Genomic DNA, 23955 nt, shown 5'->3' on the forward strand with positions numbered 1-23955 from the left:
TATTAAAATTGTATCTATGTTTATGTAAAAAGGCAATGATGCACTTTCATGTGCGTAGGTTACTTGTAGGTAACTATAGAAAGTTTTTATTTATAAGTTTCATTTTTTTACCATTATTCATGTAAAATAAAAACAAATCCAGCATAGGGGAGTGTATGAGTATGAAAAGCGAAGGAAAAGCTTTTCAATATAATTGCAGTAACGGTAAATGCATTTTTAAAGAGAAATAGTGTTAGAAGGTTCTCCTTCTAACACTATTTCTCTTCATGATTCGGCATACGCACAATAAATTCAGTACCTTTTCCTTCCTCACTCTCCACTTTTATCTCTCCTTGATGAAGGTCGAGTACTTTCTTTACAATAGCTAAACCTAAGCCACTTCCTCCATAGGCACGATTTCGTGAAGAATCCGCTTTATAAAAACGCTCAAAAATATGTTGTTTCTGTTCTTCTGATATACCAATTCCTGAATCACGGATACGCACTTCCACTACTGTCTCATGTTCCTTTAACTGAATAGTAATCGTACCACCGCTTGGAGTAAATTTAATACTATTATGAATTAAATTAATCCACACTTGACTCATACTTTCTTGGTCAGCAATAACATGTACTTTTTCTAAATCTAGTTCTAACTCGATTTCTTTTTCAGCCCAGAGTGGTTCACTATTTAACACAATTTGCTTTAACTGCTGATCTAATCGATAACTCACTCTTTCTGGTATATACTCTTCTGATTCTAAAAGAGTTAGCTTCAATAAGTTTTGACTTAGTTTAGATAATCTCGTTGTTTCAGTTTCAATAATGGTAAGATAATGTTTTCTTTTTTCCTCAGAAAGATTATCGTCTTGTAGTGCTCTAGCAAATCCTTTTATAGAAGTTAATGGTGACTGTATTTCATGAGAAACATTCGATACAAATTCTTGTCTCATTTTCTCCATCGTATTCAGTTCATCTGTCATATCATTTATACTTTTTACGAGCACACCAATTTCTCCATCATACTTTTCTTCATTTCGTATTTTTACGGAGAAGTCTCCTTTTGCAATTTTTTGTATCGGTTCAATAATAGTCCAAATCATTGCCTCTCGTTTTGGCCTCATTAATATTCCAATTAATGTCCAAATAAGAATAATAAATACAAAACCGACCATATCACTAATTAGAAAGGCAACAAATGGCGATACGTTTACGTCAAAAGCATTCAATATACTAGTTGCTACATAAAATGCGATAGACCAAATGATAGTAAGAAAAGAAAAGAGCGCTAATACCGCTCCAAATACTTTCAGCATCTTCAACTTACTCATTCGTTTTCTTTTTCTCATTTACTTACCTCTAAGCGATACCCTAATCCTCTTATTGTTTTAATACTAAATTTCGACTGCTCTTCTTGAAACTTCTCACGTAACCGATTAATATGAACGTCTAGTGTACGTTCATTCCCTTCAAAATCATATCCCCATATTTCTTCAATTAATTGCTCTCTCGAACAAGTTCTTCCCGATTTAGACCCTAAAGTAAAGAGCAGCTCAAATTCTTTTAACGGTAACATAACCGTTTGTTCTCCAGATGTAACTTCGAATGTTTTACGATTTAATAATACATTTCCAACTTGAATCGATTGTGAAACTGTAATTTGGTAACGTTTCAATAATGCCTTTACTCTCACTACTAGTTCTATAGGGTCAAATGGCTTTACAAGATAATCATCTGTCCCAAGGTGAAATCCTTTTACTTTTTGTGATGTTTCCCCTTTGGCAGTTAGCATCAGAACCGGGATATCATAGTATTTTCTTAATTCAAAACATACATCAAATCCATCCATATTTGGCATCATGATATCAAGAATAACCATATCGACTTTTACGTCATCCATTTTCCGAAGTGCATCTACTCCATCAATTGCCTCATATGTTTGAAAACCTTCTCGTTCTAAAAATACAGAAACGAGTTCCCTAATGTGTGGATCGTCGTCTACTATTAAAATTTTAGGTATCAAAGGAACCATTTCCTTTCTACTTAGCATCTAATATATTTTTTTAAAATGCACCCTCTTTAATTTTCAATTGTTGCGTTGCAAACTCACGATACATATCATGCGTCTGTAATAATTCATCATGCGTACCACTACCTGTAAGATTCCCTTTTTCAATAAAGATAATTTTATCTGCATCTACAACAGTAGAAAGTCTATGCGCAATCACTAACGTTGTTCTGCCTTTCATTAAGTTATTTAACGCTTTTTGAACGACAGACTCAGATTTACTATCTAAGCTTGAAGTTGCCTCATCGAGCATAAGAATTTGCGGATTTCGAAGTAACGCTCGGGCAATGGCAATTCGCTGTCTTTGTCCACCAGAAAGCTTCACACCGCGTTCTCCAACTTCTGTTGCATAACCGTTTGGTAAGTCATGAATAAATGCATCAACATATGCCATTGCTGCTACTTTTTCAATTTCTTCATCCGTTACTTCACCTTCAACGCCGTAACAAATATTATCACGAATCGTTCCATCGATTAACGGACTATCTTGTGATACGTAACCGATTTGACGTCGCCATGACTGTAATGAATAACTCGTAATTGATTCTTTTCCTAATTTAATGGCACCACTAGTTGGCTCATAAAAACGTTCCAGTAATGAGAATAACGTTGTTTTCCCACTACCACTTGGTCCTACAATCGCTGTCACTTTTCCAGATTCAATTGTGAAATCAATATTTTTCAAAACTTGCTCTTCTTCGTTATACTCAAAATGTACATTTTCAAGAACGATCGGTTGCTTAGCATTTGTCACTTTCACACCAGTTTCATGATCTTCTACTTTATATTCTAAAATCGTACTAATTCTTTCCGTTGCACCAATTGCCTTTTGGAATTGTGTAAAGAACATAGATAATTGACTCATCGGCATTACAATTTGAACTAAATACAAAATAAACGCTACAAGTTCACCAGTTGTTAATGCACCGCTAGAAACTCTCATCCCGCCATATCCTACGATAATAACAAGTAGTGCCATTAAAACAAACGACATAACTGGCGAAATTAACGCTTGCACTTTTCCTTCTTTCAAACCAAATTGTAATAACTTTTGTATACCTGTATTACCCGTTTCATATTCTCTTTTTTCTGTATTTGAAGATTTCACTAAACGAATTTCTGATAACACTTGCGTTAACACACTTGTAAAAGATGCCGTTTCATCTTGAAGCGCTTTTGAAATCTTATACATTTTTCGTCCAAGTGGAACTAAAATTAATACAGACAACGGAATAACCGTTAAAAGTAACGCAGTCATTTTCCAATCTAACACAAATAATACAATTAACGATCCAACAATTGAAATACCACCTGTTAATAAGTTTGACAAATGCTCAGAAATTAACGTTTTCACAACACCTGTATCATTCGTCATACGGCTAATGGTATCACCTGTTCTATTTTGATCGTAATAAGATACCGGCAAGATAAGTACCTTTTTCCACAAACGTTCTCTTAGTCCCGCTACAATCTTCTGCCCAATATAATTTAGTAAATATATAGACAACCCTGCCGCAATAGTTTGCATTACAAAGAAAGCAACTAACCCAACAATTTGTCCTGCACTAATTGAAGAAAGCGAAAAATTATCTACTAATCCTTTTGTTAGCATAGGAATAAATAAACTCGCTCCCGTAGAAAGCAAACTCATTAATAACGCAAAAATTAAAATTCCTTTCGGAGGATTTGTATCTTGAATAAGGCGTAAAAACTGCCTCCAGCTCCCTTTTTTCTTCATTTCATTTCTAACTTCCATTCCTGTTCATCTCCTCATGTTAAACCAAACTATTCTTTCTAAAATTAGAATACGATACAAATGTAAACTGAATGTAAACACACTTTTTCTATTTTTACAAAATATACATAAAAACTCATCTTTACAACAGATATAAACATCTGATATTATTACCTGGTACTTAATATTATTCTATGTAAATTATAGATAAATAATTTAAAACACGATATAAATCTCCAGTTAGTGAAAGGAGTATCCTTTTTGCAAACAAATATACATTCTGAAAAGGAAACAATTATTTTTATTCATGGATTAGTTGGCAATCGTCGCGCCTTCAAAAAGGAGCAAAAACGATTTTCTGCCTCTTACAACATTATAACTTATGACTTATTAGGTCACGGTGATGATAAAGGAGAAGCAATCGACTTTTCATTACAGCGTCTCGTAAATCAATTATTAAACTTATATGAACAAGAAGGTATTAAAAAAGCTCATATTTGTGCGCTAAGTTACGGCTGTTACATCTCTACAATTTTTGCACAAATGCATCCAGAAAAAGTATTAAGTATTTGTCATATTGGAGGACATTACAATAACCCTTCTCGCTTATATAGCGTATTCCAAAATTTTTGGGAGAAGCGAGGGGATGAATACTCTAAATGGCTCTCTCAATACGCAAATACTATTTTTCCAAGTGGTATACTAAAAGCAAATCCGTTTGCAGTCATTTCAAGAAATATTTACTACCGTTTCGGATTACAATTACATTCATCCATTATTGCCCAGTCATTACGACATCGGTTAGAATTCGATTTAAAGTCTAAATTAAAATCACTTCCTCACCCTATACTATGGGTAATGGGAGAGCATGATCATCTCTATAAATCTTGTCTATTTGATTTGAAATCTATTTTACCTAACGTTCTATATAAGGAAATACCTTTAGCAGGACATGCAGCAAACTTATTTCGTCCTAACTATTTCCATGACTTATATGATCGATTTTTAAATGGAAATTTAAAATAAAAACTATTAAACTTCCAATTTATACAACTATAAAAAGGCTTCCCAAGTTTCCTTGGAAAGCCTTTTCTCTATACGAAAAGTATATAAAACTACTTTTTCTTAGTATGCTTTTGTGTAACCTAATAGGTGCTTGCTCCAGTAAGAGTTACTTACAGAACTAATACGTACACCAGTTGCATCTGTTTCTGCACTAATGAACTGACCGTTTCCTAAGTAAACACCCATGTGAGAAGGACCTGATTTATAAGTATTTTGGAAGTATACTAAATCACCTGGTTGTGGATTGCTAGTTTTTGTTTTAGAGCTCCAGTATCCAGCAACTGTTTGACGAGCGCCTTTATGACCAGTTTGATTTAATACGTAGTGAATGAATCCACTGCAGTCAAAACCAGCAGGTGTTGTACCAGCAGTTCTGTATGGTGAACCATTTAAAGATCTAGCGAATCCAGCGATTGAAGATGTATCTCCACCTGTTGTTGGTTTTTGTACGTCTTTACCTGGTTGTTGAACGTTATTTGTAACGTTATTGTTATTGTTATTGTTATTGTTATTGTTATTTGTAACGTTGTTTACTCCGCCTTTTACAAACTTAACGAAGTCTGCACTTACGTAACCCGTGCGGCCGTTATGGTTAATTTTGTACCAGCCATTTTCAGCGCCAGTAACGTTTAGTACTTTACCATTTGTTACTCCACCGATTACAGCGTTGTATGTAGCTGGGCCTGTACGTACTTTTAAAGCACCAGTGTTAACAACATAAGAACCACCAGTTTGAACTGTTGTAGTATTGTTGTTTGTAGTTGGTTGTTGTGTTTCGTTAGATACAGCAGAACCACCTTTTGTTACGAAGTCTTTGCTTACGTATCCAGTTCCACCATTGAAGTTGATTTTAAACCAATCTTGTACTTCACCTACAACTTGTACTGTTTTACCTTTGTTTACAGAACCTAATACTGTATGAGATGTACTTGGGCCTGTACGTACGTTAAGTGAAGAAACGTTTACTGTGTAAGTACCTGTTCCTTGTTGAACAGTCGTTCCTGTTTTGCCACCAGTCGTTACGAAGTCACCACTTACATAACCTGTTTGACCATTTACGTTTACTTTGAACCAACCGTTTTCTTGTCCAACTACTTGTAGCACTTGACCTGATTTCACTTTAGAAATAACGTTATGTCCTGTACCAGCACCTGAACGAACATTTAATACATCAGCAGTTACTGTGTATTTTAATTCAGAAGTTGTTTCTACAGTTTTTGTTTCAGTTACAGTCGTTTGAGTTTGAGTTTGTCCATTAATTTCTTTTAGCGCTTCATTTGAAACTTGTGCATGAGCAGAATCCATTCCTGGAACTGCAACGCCAGCTACAGAAGCTGCTGCTAAACCTGCAATTACTTTTTTCATAAGTTGTCTTTACTTCCTTTCCCTACTATCCTCTTAAAAAAAACTTAAAACTTTAATACTTTACAATATTATCAAAGTAAAATATTCATCCAGTTCCATTTTTTAGCAAGAGTTTTATTTTTCACACAGAGTTCATTTTAAATGAACAAAGTGAAATCCGTGTGAACTTCATGTGAACTTTATCATTAATTATAGTGTTTTTGCAATGATTTTTTCAAATTTCTTATATATCGCATGAAAATTCGACATTTCATTTAATATCTCAATATAAAACATCCCTTTTCTATCTTCTATAAAAAATTCTATTAACCTAATACAAACCACATTATGTATTTCCTTATAAAGCTCCTTACATGAAGTATACTTTCATCATGACAAAAATCACTCTATTTATCAATAGTATAATATTTTTAGAAAACTAAATTTCTATACTATCTACAATTTTGAAATAATTTGACGAATTGTAAGATTTATTTCACAAAAACCATTTCTCCTTTAAAGAAAACACACACTATACCAACTGTTTTCTTTTCCGATAATGGAATTTATAGGATAATCATAGCATAATATATCATAATAAAACTTTAATTAGTAAAGGTTTTATCCCCCCGCTAATTATTAACCCTCACTACTCGGGCTGCCCATTAATGCGGAATTTTATTGGAATAAAAAGAGGAGGCATATTTGTGAAAAATATAATAGATGATCCAATACAAAAAAATATAGAGCCATACTATGCTTTTATTCAATTCGTTTCAATGATAACATTACAAAAAGTATCAGCTATTGAAATACGTAAAAATGAATTAAAAAATCAGATGAAAAATGCTGGACAAAAAAACCCTTATTACGTATAAAAAAGGTGAACAGGTTATATTCCTGTTCACCTTTTATCAAATTATTTTATTTATAAATTTTCACACGGTTTTCTAACGGTTGGAATTCTTTTTCACCAGCATGTACTACCGGTTTACCAAATGGCATTTGCGCAGTGAGCTTCCAATTTGCTGGAACATCCCACTCTTTTCTCACTTCTTCATCAATTAGCGGATTGTAATGCTGCAACGTAGCACCAAACCCTTCAATTTCTAAAGCTGTCCAAATTGCAAATTGTAACATTCCTGATGATTGCTGAGACCAAGTTGGGAAATTATCTTTATATAATGCAAAGTTTGCTTGAAGGCCTTCCACAACTTCACTGTCTTCAAAATATAAAACCGTTCCATAACCACTTTTAAATGCATTCATTTTTTCTTCAGTAGGTGCAAAGTTATTTTCAGGTACAATTTTTCTTAACGTTTCTTTCGTAATATCCCATAATTTATCATGTTGTTCTCCTAATAAAACAACAACACGAGCACTTTGAGAATTAAAAGCTGAAGGTGTATGTTTTACAGCATGATAAATCACTTCTTGAATTTTCTCATCAGAAACTACTTGCTCTTTACTAATTGCATAAATAGATCTTCTGTCTTCAATTGCTGAGTAAAAATCTTTTGCCATCATAATTCCCTCCAATTTTCAATTGAGGCTATTTCATATGTATACATCATATTACGCCCCTCAAACTTATTATTAATAAGCTTATAACTTTATAATATCACAGCAACAAATAAACTCAAATGATAACACTTGTATTTAGAATCTTTTTCCTTTTTAAAGTTAAAATAAAAAGACCGTTTGTTGTTATCTAAAATTAGTAACAACAAACAGTCTTACTTATGTAGCGATCTAGATTCGTATTTTACTTACTTAATTAACTAATCCAAATGCATACGACATTAACTTATTTGTCTCTGTAAAACGTTTTGTTTTACTTGATGTCCCCATGACCACTGTAATAATTCGATTATCACCTTGCTTTGCAGTCCCCGTAAAACAGTATCCTGCGCTATCTGTAAATCCAGTCTTTAGTCCGTCCATTCCTTCTATATATAAACTTTTATTATTTTTATTTAACATGTCGTTTGTGCTTATAACATTAATATTATTAAATGCTAGCTGACTTTGACGTAAGTGAGTCACTTCTAATATTTCCGGATAATCTTTTATAAGATGATACGCCAATTGTGCTACATCACCAGCCGTCATTTTTGTTTCACTTCCATCTGGCTCTTGTAATCCAGAAGCATTTGCAAATTTAGCATGTTCTGACATTTTTAACTGTTTCGCTTTTGCATCCATAAGCTGAACGAAATCTTTCTCCGATTTTGCCATATGTTCTGCTAAAGCCACAGCTGAATTATTAGCTGACTCAATCATTAATGCATGATATAAATCTTTAACAGTTAATGTGTCATTAACTTGTACTGGGATTCTCGCTCCCTCTGTTTGTGCCGCCTTCGCACTCATTTTAACTGGATCTTCCCAGCGAACTTTCCCGTTATGTATACTCTCTAGTAGGAGATACGCTGTCATCATCTTAGACATACTAGCCGGTGCAAAAGCTTCATTTTCATTATATTGATAAATAATATCTCCATCACTCGCATCGATAATCATAGCCGCTTTTGCGTTAATTTCTGGTGGGATGTACTTTGGCGGGACTACTTTTTCAGTAAATCCTGCTTTAGGTAGTTCTGCCACTTGCAAAGGTTGTCCTTCTACATTCGCTACGCTCTTTTGATTTCCTTGGAATAAGAACCAACATATCCCTAAAATAATGACTAATAGGACTGTCATCCTTCCCCATTTTAACCGATTCATTTCAAAACTCCTTTAGCAAACCTTTTATACACTCACATTTAACCTTAACAACAATTCCTTTATACAGTCAAGGTAAAAAGTATATTTATTCATATACAGTAATTATTATTTTAATTTGTTTATGTTACACTAATAATACTGAAATATAAGAATATTCAACAATAAAATCTTGTAAATAAACTATTTAATAGAAGGGATTCATACAAATGCTACTTCCAAAATCATTAAAATATGGAGACACAATTGGGATCTACTCTCCTTCTTCACCAGTAACCTACACTTCCCCAAATAGATTTGGACGAGCAAAATCTTACTTACAACAGAAAGGGTTTCATATATTAGAAGGTTCATTAACAGGTCGATATGATTTTTATCGTTCTGGTAGTATACAAGAGCGTGCTGATGAACTAAATGCCTTGATAAGAAACCCTAATATTTCTTGTATTATGTCAACAATTGGTGGGATGAATTCAAATTCAATATTACCTTATATTGATTATGACGCTTTTCTAAATAACCCTAAAATAATGATTGGATATTCAGATGCAACTGCTTTATTACTAGGAATTTATGCTAAAACAGGAATCCCTACATTTTATGGGCCCGCTCTCGTCCCTTCCTTTGGCGAATTTGAACCTTTTGTTAACTGCACATACAAATATTTTGCAGAAACTTTACTACATGATCAATCTCTTCCTTATCATATAAAACAACCATTATTTTGGTCAGATGAATTTATTAATTGGGAAGAAAAGACGAAGGAGAAAGAACTTCGACCAAACAATTGGATTTCAGTAATTGAAGGAAAAGCTACTGGGCGTATTATTGGCGGGAATTTAAACACGATACAAGGAATTTGGGCTAGCCCCTATATGCCACATATTCAAGAAGGCGATATTCTCTTTATTGAGGACAGTTCAAAAGATGCAGCTACTATCGAAAGAAGCTTTTCATTCCTTAAAATTAACGGTGTATTTGATAAAATTTCAGGTATCATTCTTGGAAAACATGAGCAATTTGATGATTGTGGTACAAATCGAAAACCTTTTGAAATACTGTTGGAAGTACTTCAAAATCAAAAAATTCCTTTTCTAGCTGACTTCGATTGTTGTCATACACATCCAATGATTACTATACCTTTCGGTGTTCAAGTAGAGTTGGATGCAACAAATAAAACGATACATATTGTAGAATCTTGGAAAAAATGAATGCATGGCTTCTATTGTTTTACAATAAAAGCCATGATACTATATAATTTGGAATGTGAAAGATTAAACAAAATATATTTCTATATCTATCATTAAAAAAACAGATATAAATAGATATTTATATGTAAAAGAGAGTGAATAAATGAAACCAACTATTAAAAATTATGTATTTTTACATGTAGCTTTTTTGATATATTCTATCATTATGGTTTACATGAAATGGGCAGCTCAATTTCCAATTGCTTCAATCTCATTTTTTGTTGCTTATTTCGGACTAGTTATACTTTTATTCGGATATGCAATTTTATGGCAACAAGTAATTAAACATTTCGAAATTTCAAAAGCATATTCACATCGAGGGATTATTATACTATGGTCAATGCTTTGGTCAGTATTTCTATTTGGAGATACAATTCAGTGGAATCATTTACTTGGTGCAGCTATTATTATCGTCGGAATTGTGGTGGTGACAAAAGATGAATAGTTATATGCTATTGTTTATTTTCGGGATAATTTTAGCAAATTACTCACAAATATTATTAAAAAAAGCTACTTTACAACAATACGATTCTAGAATAAAAGAATATGTGAATCCTTATGTTATTATCGGTTACTCTTTATTTGTACTTAATGCTGGATTAAATGTAATCGCCATGAAGGGCATGGAATTAAAACAAGCATCAGCATTAGAATCCTTAAGTTATATCATCATATTAATTTTCGGTTGGTATTTCCTAGGGGAAAAAATAACGAAACGTAAACTCATCGGCAACATGATTATTATCGTTGGTGTAATCGTTTATTGTATCCAATAACAAAAAGCTCCGTTTGTTACAAACGGAGCTTTTTGTTATTGACCTAAATTTTGCACCTTATCTTTCAAATCACGAACTTGATCTATCGTCTGCATGAGCTCTGAGTTTTTAAATTGCTCTACGTCCATTTTTCCTTCCTCTATCTTTTTCATAGACGTATCAATTAACGAATTTAGCTTTTCATTATATCCAACGATTTGTTGATGAAGATCCTTCGCTACATCTGGTGGCGTTAATTCATTGAAAGCTGGTATATCTTGTTTAATTTCATTCAGCTTCGTTTCTAATTCTTTTCGAGCTGTCCCATCGTTAATAGCTTTCTCTGCTAATGCCGGTGCTTCATTTGCAAATGCGCTTATTTCATTTACATAGTCTGTCGCCTTTTGAGCATAATCTATGGAGTTCTTTCCTTCCTCCACTATTGAACATCCCATTAAACCAATTGAAACTATAAATACTAATAAAATTGATTTTATTTTCATTTCAGACTCCCTTCGTCTTTATAATTGTCTATAATTTTCTCTATCATAACTTCTAGCTAAATTGCTTACAACCTTTTTTCAAATAGCTATTTATACTCTTACATGCCCTATTATTGTTACAACATCTATTTCTATATGTACGCTTATAATATCTTCAATTATATCCATATATCCTTGTCCTATAGCTGCTCCATAGTGTAATGTAATCCCCTTCTTTTCATACACTGACTGTGGCACTGAAAAAATAAATCTCCTCAAGTTTCTTTCATCAGCTGGTTCCATAATTAAAACAATCCCATCCTCATCAAACATATACGCTCGCCCTCCAACTTTACATTCACTATGGCTCAGTATTGCCTTGGTCAGCAAAATTTAAAACATAATAAGTTAAGATACACTCTGCTCTATCATAAAGTGAAACTTTAATCAGCTCCCACCTAATTTCTTTGCTTTCGCTGAATTTTGAGGTGAAGTCTTACTGCCCGGCAAATAGCGAGATAAAAATAAAAAGCATTCATTCTTTTTTATTAAGAATGAATGCTTTTTAAAAAATCAATTTCCAACTCTAGCATCTTTTTTTGACGAGGTTTTACTTTCCTTACGGGAACTCCAGCGTAAATATACCAATCATCTAAACTCTCTTTTACCATACTCATCGCGCCGACTGCCGTACCTTCTCCTACAGTTACATTTGGAAAAATAATAGAATTAGCACCAATAATCACATGTTTTTTAAAAATAACTTTTCCTACTTTCACATTCCTATATTGATTCGGGACGGTTGGCCCCATTAATGTATTTCCACTGAAATCATCAAGTACTGCATATACGATTGTTTTAGCTGAAATGTTTGCAAAGTCATGCATTTCAATCCCAATTTCCCCTCCATATAACGCTGTATACGCCGAGATGTGCGAATAACTTCCAATTGTGATTTTACCACTTAAAATGCAAAAATCATCAATTCTTACATGATTGCCAACTGATATAGCACTCGGATTATATATACTTGCTTTTTTACTAACCAATACATTTTTCCCAACAGATAAAAATCCAATTTTCTTTAGTTCTTCTTGACTATAAAAACTATTCATCTACCGACACCACCTTCTGCTCTAAACAGATTACAATTTGCTCTACTAGTTCTTTCGTCATTCCTTCCCATAAAGGTAAACTTACGATTCGTTTTGCTATTTTATTCGTTTTTGTTAAATCTGTAGACTTATAGTTTTTAAAAAGAACTTGTTGGTGGCAAGATGGTGAAAAGTATAATCTAGCTTCTATTTTCTGTTTTTTCAGTTCTTCTATTACTTGTATGTTGCGAACTTCTTCTGGACAAATGATAGGCATAAATTGGTGAATAACTGCTTCTGTCTTTTGGACATTCCACCCTTTTTTCATTAACCCAGTATTTTGTAACAACTGTTTATACCATTCAGAAATACGGGTGCGTTCTTTTAATTTTTGATCCCACTTTTTTATAGTCGCAATCCCAATAGCTGCTGCGTATTCAGACATTTTACAATTAAACCCCATCATCGTGCATTCACGATTTTTATCAAATCCGAAATTCCCCATTCTTTTAATACGTTGTATATCTTCTTCGTTTTTACTATATATGAGCCCTCCTTCACCAATTCCGAACGGCTTTGTTGCATGAAAGCTATATACGATCATTCCACTAAAATCTTGACCGTAATGCATCCCTCCATTCATTAATCCAAATCCCGGCGCCGCATCTACGACAACCGGAATCCCCTTCTTCTCTAATTCTTCATATTCTTCTAAGTTCATCCATGATCCAAAGGTGGCGTACGGGACAACAATCGCAACCTCTTCTTTTAATTCTTCTATCTTATCCAAAAGTACCGTTTTATCCATATACCAATCATCTATTGAAATATCAATAAAGTAAGGTTCCAATCCACACCAAATAGCGGCTAAAGCAGTCGCAGGGAATGTAAAGCTAGGCATGAGAGCATACTTTCCCTTTCTTCTTTTCTTTAGTTGAATAGCCGCCATTAACCCTAACGTTGCGTTTGCTACTGTTGTAACAGCTCCCCTGTTTTGAAAAAATGACGACATAATTGTTTCCTCAAAACGTTGATTTATAGGTCCATAATTCGTATATATGTGAGATGTATCAATTTCCTTCAATTCGTCCAAATACTCACTTACAGGTACAGTTGAAGCACGTAAAAAAGGAATATTCTCCATATCTATCTATTCCTTCCTATCATTTTCGGACAATATAGAGCATATCTGTTTCAGATAATCCAAATTTCCTAGCACTTTTCATTCCTTGTTTTTCTGCTATGTTATATAATTCTACCTTAAATCCTGCATTCATTAATCGTTGAATAAATCCCGATTGATTATAAATTCTCACATGATCTTCTTGACCAAAAGCTAGTTTCCTCAATTGTGGTGTTACAATTAATTCATTCTCTACAATAAAATCTACATTCATTACGATTGGTACTTGAATAATTCCCCATCCATTTGGCTTTAACACTCTATATAACTCTCGCATTGCTTTGTCATCATCAGGAACGTGTTCTAACACATGACTACATAATATTACATCAAAAGTATTACTATCATATGTAATCCTTGTAACATCAATTTCCTTCATTAATGGATCCTTTGGTTCTAAGTCACCACATACATACGTAATATTTTTATACTCGTTAAACCAATCTCTTAACTTCGCTTCAGGTGCAATATGAAGCATTGTATAGTTTCTATTTAACAAGTCCGTTTCCGTTTCAATGTACGCACGATACAATCTTTCACGATCCATCGAATTACAAACTGGACATATCCCTGTATCTTTATTCCACATCTCAAATTTATATTTCGGAAAATCATAATGTGCTGGCCAAGGTGAAAATTTTTCAAATTGTTTATTGCAATATTGACAATAACAAGATTCTTTCTCGAACATATGAGCAACTAACTTGTTTAACCCTTTTTTTATCTTTTCATTATAAATTTGATCTAGTTCGCCATTTCTTACTGCATCCTTAACTATAAATCCCGCATTTTCTAAACAATAAGATAAACTCTCTTTATACTCACTTTCGGAGCTTAAAAATCCACTATTATATGCATCTATAATTAATTCAATCCACTCTTCAATTGTCATTAAAATAAAATGCATTTGTTTTTGATTTTGGCCACTATGTTGTCTAAAATAACTAAGAGGTTCTTGTATATAAACTACTTTTCCTTTCCTCATCATATCTAGCCAAGTTGCAATGTCATTAATAGCAGAATAAGCCTTTCCTTTAAAATACCCAAACTTCCCGTCAAACAAATCACGATTAAATAAAACAGTTGTCGGCTCACCAACTACATTTTTTAAGTTTTTTAACATATAATTCCCTAATTCTTTTCCTTCAAAAAGTGTAGTTTCTTTCGCGATTTTCATATTCAATGTTGAAGGTGGTAATATCTCTCCATTCTCATCAATCAGTTCACGATATGACGTCACAAATGAAATATTTTCTAACGTCAAAAAGTATTGCATCATTCTCTCGATCTTTTCATGATGAAATAAATCATCATCTAATAAAAAGTTTATATAGTCCCCATCCGCAAGTTCTACACACTTATTAAAGTTTTCGGCAACTAACGGCGTTTCATTTTTAACATATGTAATACACTCATATTCACGTAAGTACGGTTGAATCATAGCATTGACTTCATTATTTGTACTGTCGTCAGAAATAATAATTTCTATATTTTCATATGTTTGATTCAGAGCACTGTTGAGTGCTAATTCCAAGTAATAAGGTCTATTGTACGCAGGAATAAGTATACTTACTTTCGGTAAAGAAGAATTATTATTTATATGTTGTTTTTTCTTTTCTATGTTTATTTTCTTCTCTCTAATTTTTTGGTAATAGTCTAATGTATATAATATGGATGATGGAACTATCCTTCTTGCATAATCTAGAAAATTAGTTACCGCTTTGTCTAACTCTTTTTCGGTGGATAAGAAACCATATTGTTCTCCTGCTATAATACTGTGTGAAAAATCTTCTAACCCATCCATCATTTTATTAGATTCATTTAACTGTTGATCTGGATGTAATCGAAAGTAACTAAGTGTCTCTGCTATATATACTGCTTTTCCTTTACTTAATAAAGATAACCATGAAGCTATATCTACGTTACATAAATACCGCCTCTTATCAAAAATCCCATACGGTTCTTGCAAATCATTTTTACGAAATAAAACTGTTGTCGGTTCTCCAATATAATTTTTTTGATCCACAATTACCTTATTTCCTAATTCTGTCCCCTCTATAATCGTATCCTCTTCAAATAAACGGACAGTTGAATAAATATGGCGTAGTTCTTTCCCTTTATCATCAATTACTTGACGATGAGATGTTACTAGCTTAATTTCATTATCTAGATCATTGAAAAAGTACTTCATCATCTTTTCAATTTTATTCACATGAAATATATCATCATCCATTAAAAAATTTATATACTCACCATTCGCTTCATGAAATAACATTAACGCATTTTCAAACTGTCCGAGAGTTAATCTGTTTTTTATATAAATAATATTTGAATGATTACATAAATATTTTTGTAACATCTTTTCTGTTTCGTCATTCGTGCTGTCATCTCCAACTATAATTTCTATATTAGGGTACGTTTGTTCTAACACACTACATAAAGCCTTTTCAAAGTAGTGAGGACGATTATACGTAGGAATTAATACACTTACCAATGGAAGTTGCTCTACCACCTCTTCAGTTCTTTCAATACGAGTTCTCATTTTAACTCTCTCACCTCTTCGCATACTATTTATATACGCGACACAAAAATCACATTACTTTAACTGTATGGAGCCTATATACTTTTATGCAAACACGAAACAAAATATCATACTTTTCGTTCCTGAATAAACATATTTAATAACGCGGACATTTTATTTGCACCTTTTTTATTCATATGATCACTATCATAAAAATCATCCTCACAAAATAATGGCGAATCAAATAGATCTATGATTTGAAAAGAATATTGAGTTTGAAACTCATTTATAACTTTATAAAAATCTTCTTTTAATTTCTTACTACTACAATTGAAATAATGTGAAGTAACGGGGAACACAACAATTAATGGCTTTATATCGTTTTTCAACAGTAATTCTAAATATTTCTTAAAAATCATTTTATTTTCAACTAAAGTATGAGGATACACCAATTTAGCATGTGAAGCTGCTCTTATTTTCCCGTGTTCTTCAAAAGGAATGTGAAGTGGAATGATATTCCATTCAGCGTTTATCCAAGGCAGTATCAATGATTCATCTTTTAGTTCGTCTAATAAAATATATTCAAAATGCAAATTAAAAATAGAAAGAAGTGGTTTCGGAGTATTTAGATGTAAGAATCCATCAGTGGGTAGAGGAGAATGAACTACAGTATGATGACCATCTTGAAACAATGGATAATATACTTTGTGAATTCTATATGCTTCAGAGGATAACGACATGTCAAAGTAAAACGAGAAATAGGCTATTCCTATTAAACAATATTGAAATGAATGAGTGTTTGATAGAATTTGTGACGCTATTAAATAATCATAGTATAGATCTTGAGATGGAAGTGTTAATTTTATTGACTTTTTTGAGAGGAGCTCCGTACTTATGCCACAATGTGGATAAGACAAACCGGTAGCAAACAATTCATACGTCGGATCACTCTTTGCTTTTTTTATAGAAATGTATAAAGACATAAGATCCGGATTTATTTGATAGATAGAAATTAATTTATCCTTCCATTCATACATGTATTTTGTTAAATTAATAATTTTTGAACTTTGCACGCCCCTATTTATCAAGTCATTTGTAAGTTTTTCTGCGTCCACTCTCCAAATGACTATATATTGAAAAGAATTTTCTATTCGAACAACATCTGAAACGTCTATAACATGAACTATTGTTTTACATTTATTTTTGTCTAATGTATTTCGAATCCTATCCCCTGATAATTCATCACTTAAAACAATGATTTTATATTGCTCCTTCATGCACATCCCTCCATTATATGTATAATATGAAATTCATTTTTAATTCGTAACAATCATATACACCTGCAATCTAACAAAAAAATAGCTTCACCATTAGGCGTAGCTATTTTTACAATTATTGCTTATTCAAATTATATTCCTTTATCTAACTCATAAAGTTTACGATACTTTTCATTTTCTTTCAGAAGTTGTTTATGACTACCTTGCATGACAATTTGGCCACGATCAAGGAATATAACTTCGTCTACATGTTCTATTCCTACAAGATGGTGCGTAATCCAAATAACCGTCTTTTCTTCCGTTGCAGAAAACATAGTTTCAATTAAAGACAATTCTGTTTTTGGATCTAAACCGATAGTCGGTTCATCAAGTACAATAATTGGTGTTTCTTGCATAAGAGTTCTAGCAAAAGCAACTCTTTGTCTTTCCCCACCAGAAAACCGCTTTCCCATTTCATGCATTTTTGTTTGTAATCCGTCTGGAAGAGAAGTAACATGTGAAGCTAGTTGTGCTTTCTCTAAAGCTTTCCATATCTCTTCATCCGTCGCCTCTGGTTTGCCAATTCGTACATTATTTCCAATTGTCGTATCAAACAAATGCGGCTTTTGATTTAATACAGAAATATATTTAGATAAAAGATTCGTATGAGCTCGTTCACCATTCAATACAACTTGGCCATTTACTGGGCTTAACGCCCCTGTTAACAATTTTAGTAAAGTAGATTTCCCTGTCCCACTTCTCCCTAAAATAGCAATTTTCTTCCCTGCTTTTATTTGTAATGATACATCTTTTAATACAATCTCATTACTATCTGGATAACTATACGATACGTGATTCAGTTCAATATCTACATGTTTTGGTTCAATATAATCTTTCTCTCCATGCAAATCCGTTTCATCATGTAAAACACTATCACTTTCTACGCCATTAAGACGATGGGTAGATTCTACGTACGACGGTATTCGATCGATGGCATCTGCAATAGGAATAAGCGCGTTCGTTACAGATAAAGTCATTAATACGAAAGCTGCGATAACTGTAGGAGCAATTTGTTCACTTGCCGCTCCATTCCCAGTCCATATGATCATCGAAATAACTACAATACCTACTACTAATTGAATGATACTGTCCCGAATATGATACCAGCGTTTCACTCTCTTTTCGATTTTTAACAACTGATCATTTTGTTTTACATACTCATTAATAAATTCATCTTTACGACCACTTGCTTGCCAATCAGATAATCCAAAAACAGCATCTGTCAGTTGTTGATACAAACGGCTTCTGCCTTGCTTTAAAGTAACATGGTGTTTCTTCATCAAAAGTAATGATACAAATGGAAGAAGAAACACGATAATAGCTAACATACAACCTACAATAAGTGCAAACACAAGGTCAAATGCACCGATAACAAGTACGAAGATACTATAAACAACTAGCGCTAATATACTAGGAAATATTGTACGTAAATATAGGTTTTGCAAATGCTCTATATCTTCGGATAACACTCCTAACATATCACCCGTTTGAAATCGAGAACGGAAAAATAACGCCTGTGGTTCTACTATTCTATATAGCTTCGTTCTCATTTTTTCTAATATACGTAGTACGACATCATGTCCGACTAAGCGCTCTATATAATGAAACACAGCTTGCCCTATACTAAACGCTCTTGTTGCAACAATAGGAACATATACAGCCATTACATTTTCTGGTCTAAGGGCAGATTTTGAGATTAAATAACCTGAAATAAAAAGTAACATCGCTCCTGAACTAACTCCAAGAAGACCAAGGAAAATAGTTAAAGTCATTCTACCTTTATTTTGTTTTATATAAGGTTTAACCCAGTTACTCATTTCTCTCCCCTCTCTTCCCTATGAAAATGTAATGTCTCATTCTCTAAAAGTTCTTCATACGTCCCACTTTCTTTCATTTCCCCTTTATTTAAAATAAGGATATGGTCCATTTGTTTCATCCAATGTAGACGGTGAGTTGCTAAAAATACTAACTTTCCATTAAATAGACGTAACATCGCTTGCTTTATTTCAAATTCGGTTTCAATATCAAGATGTGCCGTAGGCTCATCTAATAAAATGATTGGTTTTTTACTTAAAAGCGCACGCGCCATAGCAACACGCTGTTCTTGTCCGCCACTTAGCATACGTCCACCTTCTCCAATTCTTTCGTGCATCCCATTTGGAAGTGATGTAACGAGTGAACGAAGGCCGACTTCATTAATAACTCTTTCAACTTCTTCATCTGTTGCATTTGTTTCATAAAAACGAATATTATCCTTTAATGAAAGCGGAAATATATAGGGTTGCTGCGGAATATAAGCAATATTTTTTTGCCAATCTTCACGAGTAGATCCATCAACTTCTACACCATTTACTAACATCTTTCCACTCGAAGGAGATAAAAAACCTGCTAATACGTCGATTAACGTCGATTTCCCTGCACCACTTTCACCAATAACACCAATAGCACCGTTACCTTCCCAAGTAAAATTAATCCCTTCTAATATAGCCTTTTCAGATTCAGCATTATTAACTTTGATATCTTGTAATTTCAAGCTACTAGAGGCATTCCATACTATATCTTCATTTAAATCTTTCTTTTGTATTCCTTTTTGTTGTTGCAAAATCTCTTCTATTTGCTCCATCGCAATTTGTCCATCTAATGTCGCATGATAATTTGCTCCCACTTGTTTAATCGGCAGAAAATATTCCGGAGCTAAAATCAAAATTGTAAGGGCTGGTAATAGTATAATCGTTTCATCTATTAAACGTATCCCTAATCCAACTGCCACAAACGCGATTGATAAACTCGTAAAGAAATCTAATGCAAAAGAAGAAAGAAAAGCAACTCGCAAAGTACGCATCGTTGCTTTTCTATATCTTTTACTTACTTTTTCAATCTTTCCTTCGTGCTGTTCACTTTTCCCTAAATACTTTAATGTTTCTAAACCTTTTAACGTATCTACAAAATGGTTCGAAAGTACACGATATATCTCATACTGACTATCTGCCATTTTTTGCGCTGCTAATCCGAGAAGAATCATAAATATAATCACGATAGGAATCGTTACAACTAAAATGATTCCAGACTCAATATCTAGCGTAAAAACATATAGTACAATTAGACCTGGAACGATACTACTTCTAATCATTTTAGGAATCGTTAATTCAATATATGTTTTAAATTTCTCAATCCCCTCAATTGATAAGGTAACCAGATGACCCGTTCCAACAGTTTGAACATACCTTGGACCTAATGTGAAATATGCCTCTATCAATTGTTTTCTTAGTAACGACCCTGTTTTTTCGGCAAAACGTTCCACTAATATTTGTGATGTTCGAACTACTATGTTACGCGCTGCAAACGCGATACCAAAATAAACAATTTCACTTAATATTGTTTGTACTGTCTCTCCATGAAATAAAAACGTAATAGCTCGTGCTAAAAAGATTGTTTGCGCAATAATGCTAAAAGCTTCTAAAATACTAATAATCGTTAACGCTACATATAAAATACGGCTACCGGGATAAGACGGAAGTCCTCTTTTTCTTTTCATTAGTACTCCAAATCGTTGTCTGACTTAACAGGTTGTCTAAATACATAATAACTCCATATTTGACTTCCGATAACGAAAGGCAAAATAGCAATCGCAAAGTAAGTCATAAGTTTTAATGCATAAGCTCCTGATGCTGCGTTGTAAATTGTCAAATCATTCATTGCTCCTAAAGAGCTAATCATAACACGTGGGAACATACCGATAAATACACTCGCACTTAGTAAAATGATTGTTAAACTCGTCATAAAGAAAGCCCAACCATCTCTTCTTCTTTTATTTAATAACGTGGACACTAATAGTGCTACAAAAGCTCCGATTGGTACCATAATCCATTCTGTTCCATGAGCAGTGAAAATGTCGGTTTTCCATAACCCCACACCAGCAAAAACAAGAAGTGTAATTAATGAAAATGGTGCAATTTTTATTGCAGCATTTCGTGCACGTTCTCTCAATTTACCAGTTGTACGTATCGTAAGAAATTGTAATCCGTGAACAATACATAGTAGGAGAAACATTACTCCCCCAAGTAACGCAAATGGATGAAGTAATTGCAGGAATCCACCTACAACATTTTTACTCTCATCAATAGGTACACCTACCATAAAGTTTGCAATCGCAACTCCCCAAAGGATAGGAGGTAACATACTTCCAATAAACATCCCCCAATCCCACGCACTCTTCCATTTATGATTATCTATTTTCGCACGAAATTTAAAGGAAACACCTCTTAAAATTAAAGCAAGAAGCATAAATACAAACGGAATATAAAAACCACTAAATAAAGTTGCATACCAGTGCGGAAATGCCGCAAACATGGCTCCACCAGCACAAACAAGCCATACTTCATTCGCGTGCCAGAACGGTCCTATTGTATTTAAGTAAACTCGTTTTTCAAAATCATTCTTTCCTAAAAACCTCGAAACCATTCCTACCCCAAAGTCGAAACCTTCCAGTACGAAGAATCCAACAAATAAGATTGCAATAACTAAAAACCATAACTCATTAAGAGATAACATACTCTTCCTCCTTATCAAATGGATCATGGCTTTGATAATCCTTTTTCGTTTTCTTATTCTTGTGGCCCTTAATGGTACGAACAAATAAGTACACACAAATTCCACCCATAATTAAATACATTGATGTGAATGAAATAAGTGAGAATAATACTTCACCGAATGTTACATTTGGTGATACAGCATCTTCTGTTTTCATTACACCAAATACAACCCAAGGTTGACGACCCATTTCAGTCATAATCCACCCTACTGTATTACCGATGAATGGAAGAGAAATTGCATACACCATTAATTTTAAATACCACGTTTTTTCAGCTAAACGATCTTTTCTTGATAAGAACCATCCGTAAGCTCCTAGAAGAAGCATGAATGTTCCACTCATTACCATCGCTCTAAAACTCCAAAACATTGTATGCACTGGAGGAATATAATCTCCAGGTCCATATTTTTCTTCATATTGTTTTTGAATTTGATTCATCCCTTCAACTTGACCGCTAAACTTATCATACGATAATAGACTTAGCATATAAGGGATTTGAATTTCAAACGAATTTTCTTTCTTCTCTGTATCAATTTTCGAAAATACTGTAAATGGCGCTGGATCCTCACTTGTATTCCATAGCGCTTCAGCTGCCGCCATCTTCATTGGATGTGTCTTAATTAATTGTTGCGCTTGTGCATGACCGAAGAATAATACAAGCGCCGTTGTAATTGTTCCAACAATGATAGAAATGCGGAAAGATTTTTTAAATACTACAGTTTCTTGTCCTTTTGTAATTTTCCATGCACTTACACCCGCAATAAAGAATGCACCTGTTGCAATTGCTGCTGTAATTGTATGCGGGAATTGTACCCATAGTTGTGGGTTTTGAATAATGGCTAAGAAATCATTCATTTGTGCACGACCATCAGCTGCCATTTCATACCCGACAGGTGACTGCATAAATGCACTTGCAGTTAAAATCCAGAATGCTGATAACATCGTTCCAATTGAAAGGAGCCAAATACACATTAAGTGAATTCGCTTCGGTAATTTATCCTCACCGAATACCCATAAACCTAGGAATGTAGACTCAATGAAAAATGCCAGTAATCCTTCAATTGCAAGCGAGGGACCAAATACATCACCTACAAAACGTGAATATGTTGACCAGTTCATACCAAACTGAAATTCTTGTAAAATACCTGTTACTACACCTACTGCAAAGTTAATAAGGAATAATTGCGTCCAAAACTTTGCCATCTTCTTATATACTTCTTGCCCTTTTACCACATACAACGTTTGCATGATCGCAATAATAAAAGCTAAACCAATTGACAGCGGAACAAAAAAGTAATGGAAAATCGTTGTTGATGCGAACTGTATTCGTGCCAATTCGAGCGTTTCCATACTAAAATCACTTCCTTCATAGTTTTTATAATAAAAGTTAATTGAGCAATCTTATCAAACTCAATTATTAAGAAATACGAAAAGACAAAAACATTTTGTATGTATTGTCGAAAAATATGAAGTTTCAGTTTTTCAAACTATTGTAATGCTATTTTTTACCTTTTCACTATTTCTGTAGTGTTTTATTCGTTAATCGAATTGTATAATATACCTGCATAGTAAATTCAGGTTATTTTTGACGTATTATTGACATCATTTTGTCTGAAATATGTCTTTTGTCATTTTTTTGAATCAGATTTTTTTCATTAGCAAAATGTGTTTTTTCAATATACGGCTTACTTTTATATCTATAAAACAATCGTTTTTTCTTCATACACTTGACTTTCAACCGAAAAAATGTCCTCGAAACTACCCTCGATAAATGCTTATTTTTTGTCAAGAGAAAAATGTATTTTCAAAATTCAAACTCGAAATAATGTTATTCAAAAATAGAAAATA

Annotated in this window: 21 protein-coding genes; 5 read left to right on the top strand and 16 right to left on the bottom strand. The window is 33.3% G+C overall.

Translation table 11 applies throughout. From position 1 onward, the window contains the following. Window positions 1–254 precede the first annotated feature (254 nt). Genes hitS through H6481_RS14245 form a run of 3 tightly spaced genes read right to left on the bottom strand, consistent with a single transcriptional unit; the run spans window position 255 to window position 3803 of the window. Complete coding sequence (gene hitS, locus H6481_RS14235; protein WP_144608272.1) at window positions 255–1328, bottom strand: envelope stress sensor histidine kinase HitS; 1074 nt, start codon at window positions 1326–1328, stop codon at window positions 255–257. Then, window positions 1325–2002, bottom strand: coding sequence for an envelope stress response regulator transcription factor HitR (gene hitR / locus H6481_RS14240; RefSeq protein ID WP_015055113.1), 678 nt, complete (start codon window positions 2000–2002; stop codon window positions 1325–1327). The genes hitS and hitR overlap by 4 nt, the downstream gene beginning before the upstream one ends. A 40-nt stretch (window positions 2003–2042) precedes the next feature. Next, entirely contained in the window at window positions 2043–3803 is a 1761-nt protein-coding gene (locus H6481_RS14245) for an ABC transporter ATP-binding protein (protein WP_053564725.1), read from the bottom strand. 240 nt (window positions 3804–4043) lie between these two features. Between H6481_RS14245 and H6481_RS14250 the strand changes: the two genes are divergently transcribed. Beyond that, window positions 4044–4808, top strand: coding sequence for an alpha/beta hydrolase (locus H6481_RS14250; RefSeq protein WP_182812082.1), 765 nt, complete (start codon window positions 4044–4046; stop codon window positions 4806–4808). 99 nt (window positions 4809–4907) lie between these two features. Here H6481_RS14250 and entFM read toward each other — a convergent pair whose 3' ends face one another. Then, window positions 4908–6212: an enterotoxin EntFM gene (gene entFM, locus H6481_RS14255; RefSeq protein WP_098863208.1), complete on the bottom strand. Its 1305-nt coding sequence runs from the start codon at window positions 6210–6212 to the stop codon at window positions 4908–4910. A gap of 686 nt (window positions 6213–6898) precedes the next feature. Here entFM and H6481_RS14260 point away from each other — a divergent pair. Further along, window positions 6899–7069 carry a DNA mismatch repair protein MutT gene (locus H6481_RS14260; protein WP_182812085.1) on the top strand — a complete coding sequence of 57 codons (171 nt, stop codon included), beginning with the start codon at window positions 6899–6901 and terminating at the stop codon, window positions 7067–7069. Window positions 7070–7115: 46 nt separating this feature from the next. On the opposite strand, the gene H6481_RS14265 is transcribed toward H6481_RS14260, so the two are convergent. Both H6481_RS14265 and H6481_RS14270 read right to left on the bottom strand, forming a co-directional pair. Then, entirely contained in the window at window positions 7116–7718 is a 603-nt protein-coding gene (locus tag H6481_RS14265; protein ID WP_002093949.1) for a nitroreductase family protein, read from the bottom strand. Between the two features lie 246 nt (window positions 7719–7964). Beyond that, the gene (locus H6481_RS14270; protein WP_001080881.1) at window positions 7965–8918 is read right to left on the bottom strand and encodes a D-alanyl-D-alanine carboxypeptidase family protein; all 954 of its coding nucleotides are present in this window, start codon (window positions 8916–8918) and stop codon (window positions 7965–7967) included. Window positions 8919–9124: 206 nt separating this feature from the next. On the opposite strand from H6481_RS14270, the gene H6481_RS14275 reads away from it, so the two are divergent. The 3 genes from H6481_RS14275 (at window position 9125) to H6481_RS14285 (ending at window position 10941) form a co-directional block, all read left to right on the top strand. Continuing rightward, window positions 9125–10126, top strand: a complete 1002-nt coding sequence (locus tag H6481_RS14275; RefSeq protein WP_182812088.1) for a S66 peptidase family protein — start codon at window positions 9125–9127, stop codon at window positions 10124–10126. Window positions 10127–10268: 142 nt separating this feature from the next. After that, window positions 10269–10610 carry an EamA family transporter gene (locus H6481_RS14280; RefSeq protein ID WP_000805130.1) on the top strand — a complete coding sequence of 114 codons (342 nt, stop codon included), beginning with the start codon at window positions 10269–10271 and terminating at the stop codon, window positions 10608–10610. Continuing rightward, window positions 10603–10941 (top strand): EamA family transporter, encoded by a 339-nt coding sequence (locus tag H6481_RS14285; RefSeq protein WP_001089874.1) that lies wholly within the window; start codon window positions 10603–10605, stop codon window positions 10939–10941. Before H6481_RS14280 ends, H6481_RS14285 begins: the two co-directional genes overlap by 8 nt. Window positions 10942–10976: 35 nt before the next feature. On the opposite strand, the gene H6481_RS14290 is transcribed toward H6481_RS14285, so the two are convergent. The 10 genes from H6481_RS14290 to cydA form a co-directional block, all read right to left on the bottom strand. After that, entirely contained in the window at window positions 10977–11423 is a 447-nt protein-coding gene (locus H6481_RS14290; RefSeq protein WP_000695205.1) for a DUF6376 family protein, read from the bottom strand. A gap of 90 nt (window positions 11424–11513) precedes the next feature. Further along, a complete protein-coding gene (locus tag H6481_RS14295) occupies window positions 11514–11735 on the bottom strand; it encodes a hypothetical protein (RefSeq protein WP_000459105.1) in 222 nt (73 codons plus the stop codon). A gap of 215 nt (window positions 11736–11950) precedes the next feature. Beyond that, window positions 11951–12517, bottom strand: a complete 567-nt coding sequence (locus H6481_RS14300) for an acyltransferase (protein WP_001084183.1) — start codon at window positions 12515–12517, stop codon at window positions 11951–11953. After that, the gene (locus H6481_RS14305) at window positions 12510–13640 is read right to left on the bottom strand and encodes a DegT/DnrJ/EryC1/StrS family aminotransferase (RefSeq protein ID WP_078993415.1); all 1131 of its coding nucleotides are present in this window, start codon (window positions 13638–13640) and stop codon (window positions 12510–12512) included. Before H6481_RS14305 ends, H6481_RS14300 begins: the two co-directional genes overlap by 8 nt. A gap of 19 nt (window positions 13641–13659) precedes the next feature. After that, a complete protein-coding gene (locus H6481_RS14310) occupies window positions 13660–16221 on the bottom strand; it encodes a glycosyltransferase (RefSeq protein WP_182812091.1) in 2562 nt (853 codons plus the stop codon). 107 nt (window positions 16222–16328) lie between these two features. Beyond that, complete coding sequence (locus H6481_RS14315) at window positions 16329–17477, bottom strand: hypothetical protein (protein ID WP_063547080.1); 1149 nt, start codon at window positions 17475–17477, stop codon at window positions 16329–16331. Window positions 17478–17608: 131 nt separating this feature from the next. Next, on the bottom strand, window positions 17609–19333 hold the full coding sequence (gene cydC, locus H6481_RS14320) for a thiol reductant ABC exporter subunit CydC (RefSeq protein ID WP_000073638.1): 1725 nt from the start codon (window positions 19331–19333) through the stop codon (window positions 17609–17611). Next, window positions 19330–21051, bottom strand: coding sequence for a thiol reductant ABC exporter subunit CydD (gene cydD / locus H6481_RS14325; protein ID WP_063547079.1), 1722 nt, complete (start codon window positions 21049–21051; stop codon window positions 19330–19332). Before cydD ends, cydC begins: the two co-directional genes overlap by 4 nt. Next, window positions 21051–22067 carry a cytochrome d ubiquinol oxidase subunit II gene (gene cydB / locus H6481_RS14330; RefSeq protein WP_063547078.1) on the bottom strand — a complete coding sequence of 339 codons (1017 nt, stop codon included), beginning with the start codon at window positions 22065–22067 and terminating at the stop codon, window positions 21051–21053. The genes cydD and cydB overlap by 1 nt, the downstream gene beginning before the upstream one ends. Next, a complete protein-coding gene (cydA, locus tag H6481_RS14335) occupies window positions 22054–23457 on the bottom strand; it encodes a cytochrome ubiquinol oxidase subunit I (protein WP_000448869.1) in 1404 nt (467 codons plus the stop codon). The genes cydB and cydA overlap by 14 nt, the downstream gene beginning before the upstream one ends. Between the last annotated feature and the right edge of the window lie 498 nt (window positions 23458–23955).

The sequence above is a fragment of the Bacillus sp. ME78 genome (assembly GCF_903970865.1).
Classification (GTDB): domain Bacteria; phylum Bacillota; class Bacilli; order Bacillales; family Bacillaceae_G; genus Bacillus_A; species Bacillus_A cereus.

What these genes read in the sequence shown, in the direction of transcription:
- hitS (WP_144608272.1), bottom strand. Translation starts at nt 1,328, where the DNA reads ATGAGAAAAAGAAAACGAATGAGTAAGTTGAAGATGCTGAAAGTATTT.
- H6481_RS14245 (WP_053564725.1), bottom strand. Translation starts at nt 3,803, where the DNA reads ATGGAAGTTAGAAATGAAATGAAGAAAAAAGGGAGCTGGAGGCAGTTT.
- entFM (WP_098863208.1), bottom strand. Translation starts at nt 6,212, where the DNA reads ATGAAAAAAGTAATTGCAGGTTTAGCAGCAGCTTCTGTAGCTGGCGTT.
- H6481_RS14265 (WP_002093949.1), bottom strand. Translation starts at nt 7,718, where the DNA reads ATGATGGCAAAAGATTTTTACTCAGCAATTGAAGACAGAAGATCTATT.
- H6481_RS14270 (WP_001080881.1), bottom strand. Translation starts at nt 8,918, where the DNA reads ATGAATCGGTTAAAATGGGGAAGGATGACAGTCCTATTAGTCATTATT.
- H6481_RS14275 (WP_182812088.1), top strand. Translation starts at nt 9,125, where the DNA reads ATGCTACTTCCAAAATCATTAAAATATGGAGACACAATTGGGATCTAC.
- H6481_RS14280 (WP_000805130.1), top strand. Translation starts at nt 10,269, where the DNA reads ATGAAACCAACTATTAAAAATTATGTATTTTTACATGTAGCTTTTTTG.
- H6481_RS14285 (WP_001089874.1), top strand. Translation starts at nt 10,603, where the DNA reads ATGAATAGTTATATGCTATTGTTTATTTTCGGGATAATTTTAGCAAAT.
- H6481_RS14290 (WP_000695205.1), bottom strand. Translation starts at nt 11,423, where the DNA reads ATGAAAATAAAATCAATTTTATTAGTATTTATAGTTTCAATTGGTTTA.
- H6481_RS14295 (WP_000459105.1), bottom strand. Translation starts at nt 11,735, where the DNA reads ATGTTTGATGAGGATGGGATTGTTTTAATTATGGAACCAGCTGATGAA.
- H6481_RS14300 (WP_001084183.1), bottom strand. Translation starts at nt 12,517, where the DNA reads ATGAATAGTTTTTATAGTCAAGAAGAACTAAAGAAAATTGGATTTTTA.
- H6481_RS14305 (WP_078993415.1), bottom strand. Translation starts at nt 13,640, where the DNA reads ATGGAGAATATTCCTTTTTTACGTGCTTCAACTGTACCTGTAAGTGAG.
- H6481_RS14310 (WP_182812091.1), bottom strand. Translation starts at nt 16,221, where the DNA reads ATGAGAACTCGTATTGAAAGAACTGAAGAGGTGGTAGAGCAACTTCCA.
- H6481_RS14315 (WP_063547080.1), bottom strand. Translation starts at nt 17,477, where the DNA reads ATGAAGGAGCAATATAAAATCATTGTTTTAAGTGATGAATTATCAGGG.
- cydC (WP_000073638.1), bottom strand. Translation starts at nt 19,333, where the DNA reads ATGAGTAACTGGGTTAAACCTTATATAAAACAAAATAAAGGTAGAATG.
- cydD (WP_063547079.1), bottom strand. Translation starts at nt 21,051, where the DNA reads ATGAAAAGAAAAAGAGGACTTCCGTCTTATCCCGGTAGCCGTATTTTA.
- cydB (WP_063547078.1), bottom strand. Translation starts at nt 22,067, where the DNA reads ATGTTATCTCTTAATGAGTTATGGTTTTTAGTTATTGCAATCTTATTT.
- cydA (WP_000448869.1), bottom strand. Translation starts at nt 23,457, where the DNA reads ATGGAAACGCTCGAATTGGCACGAATACAGTTCGCATCAACAACGATT.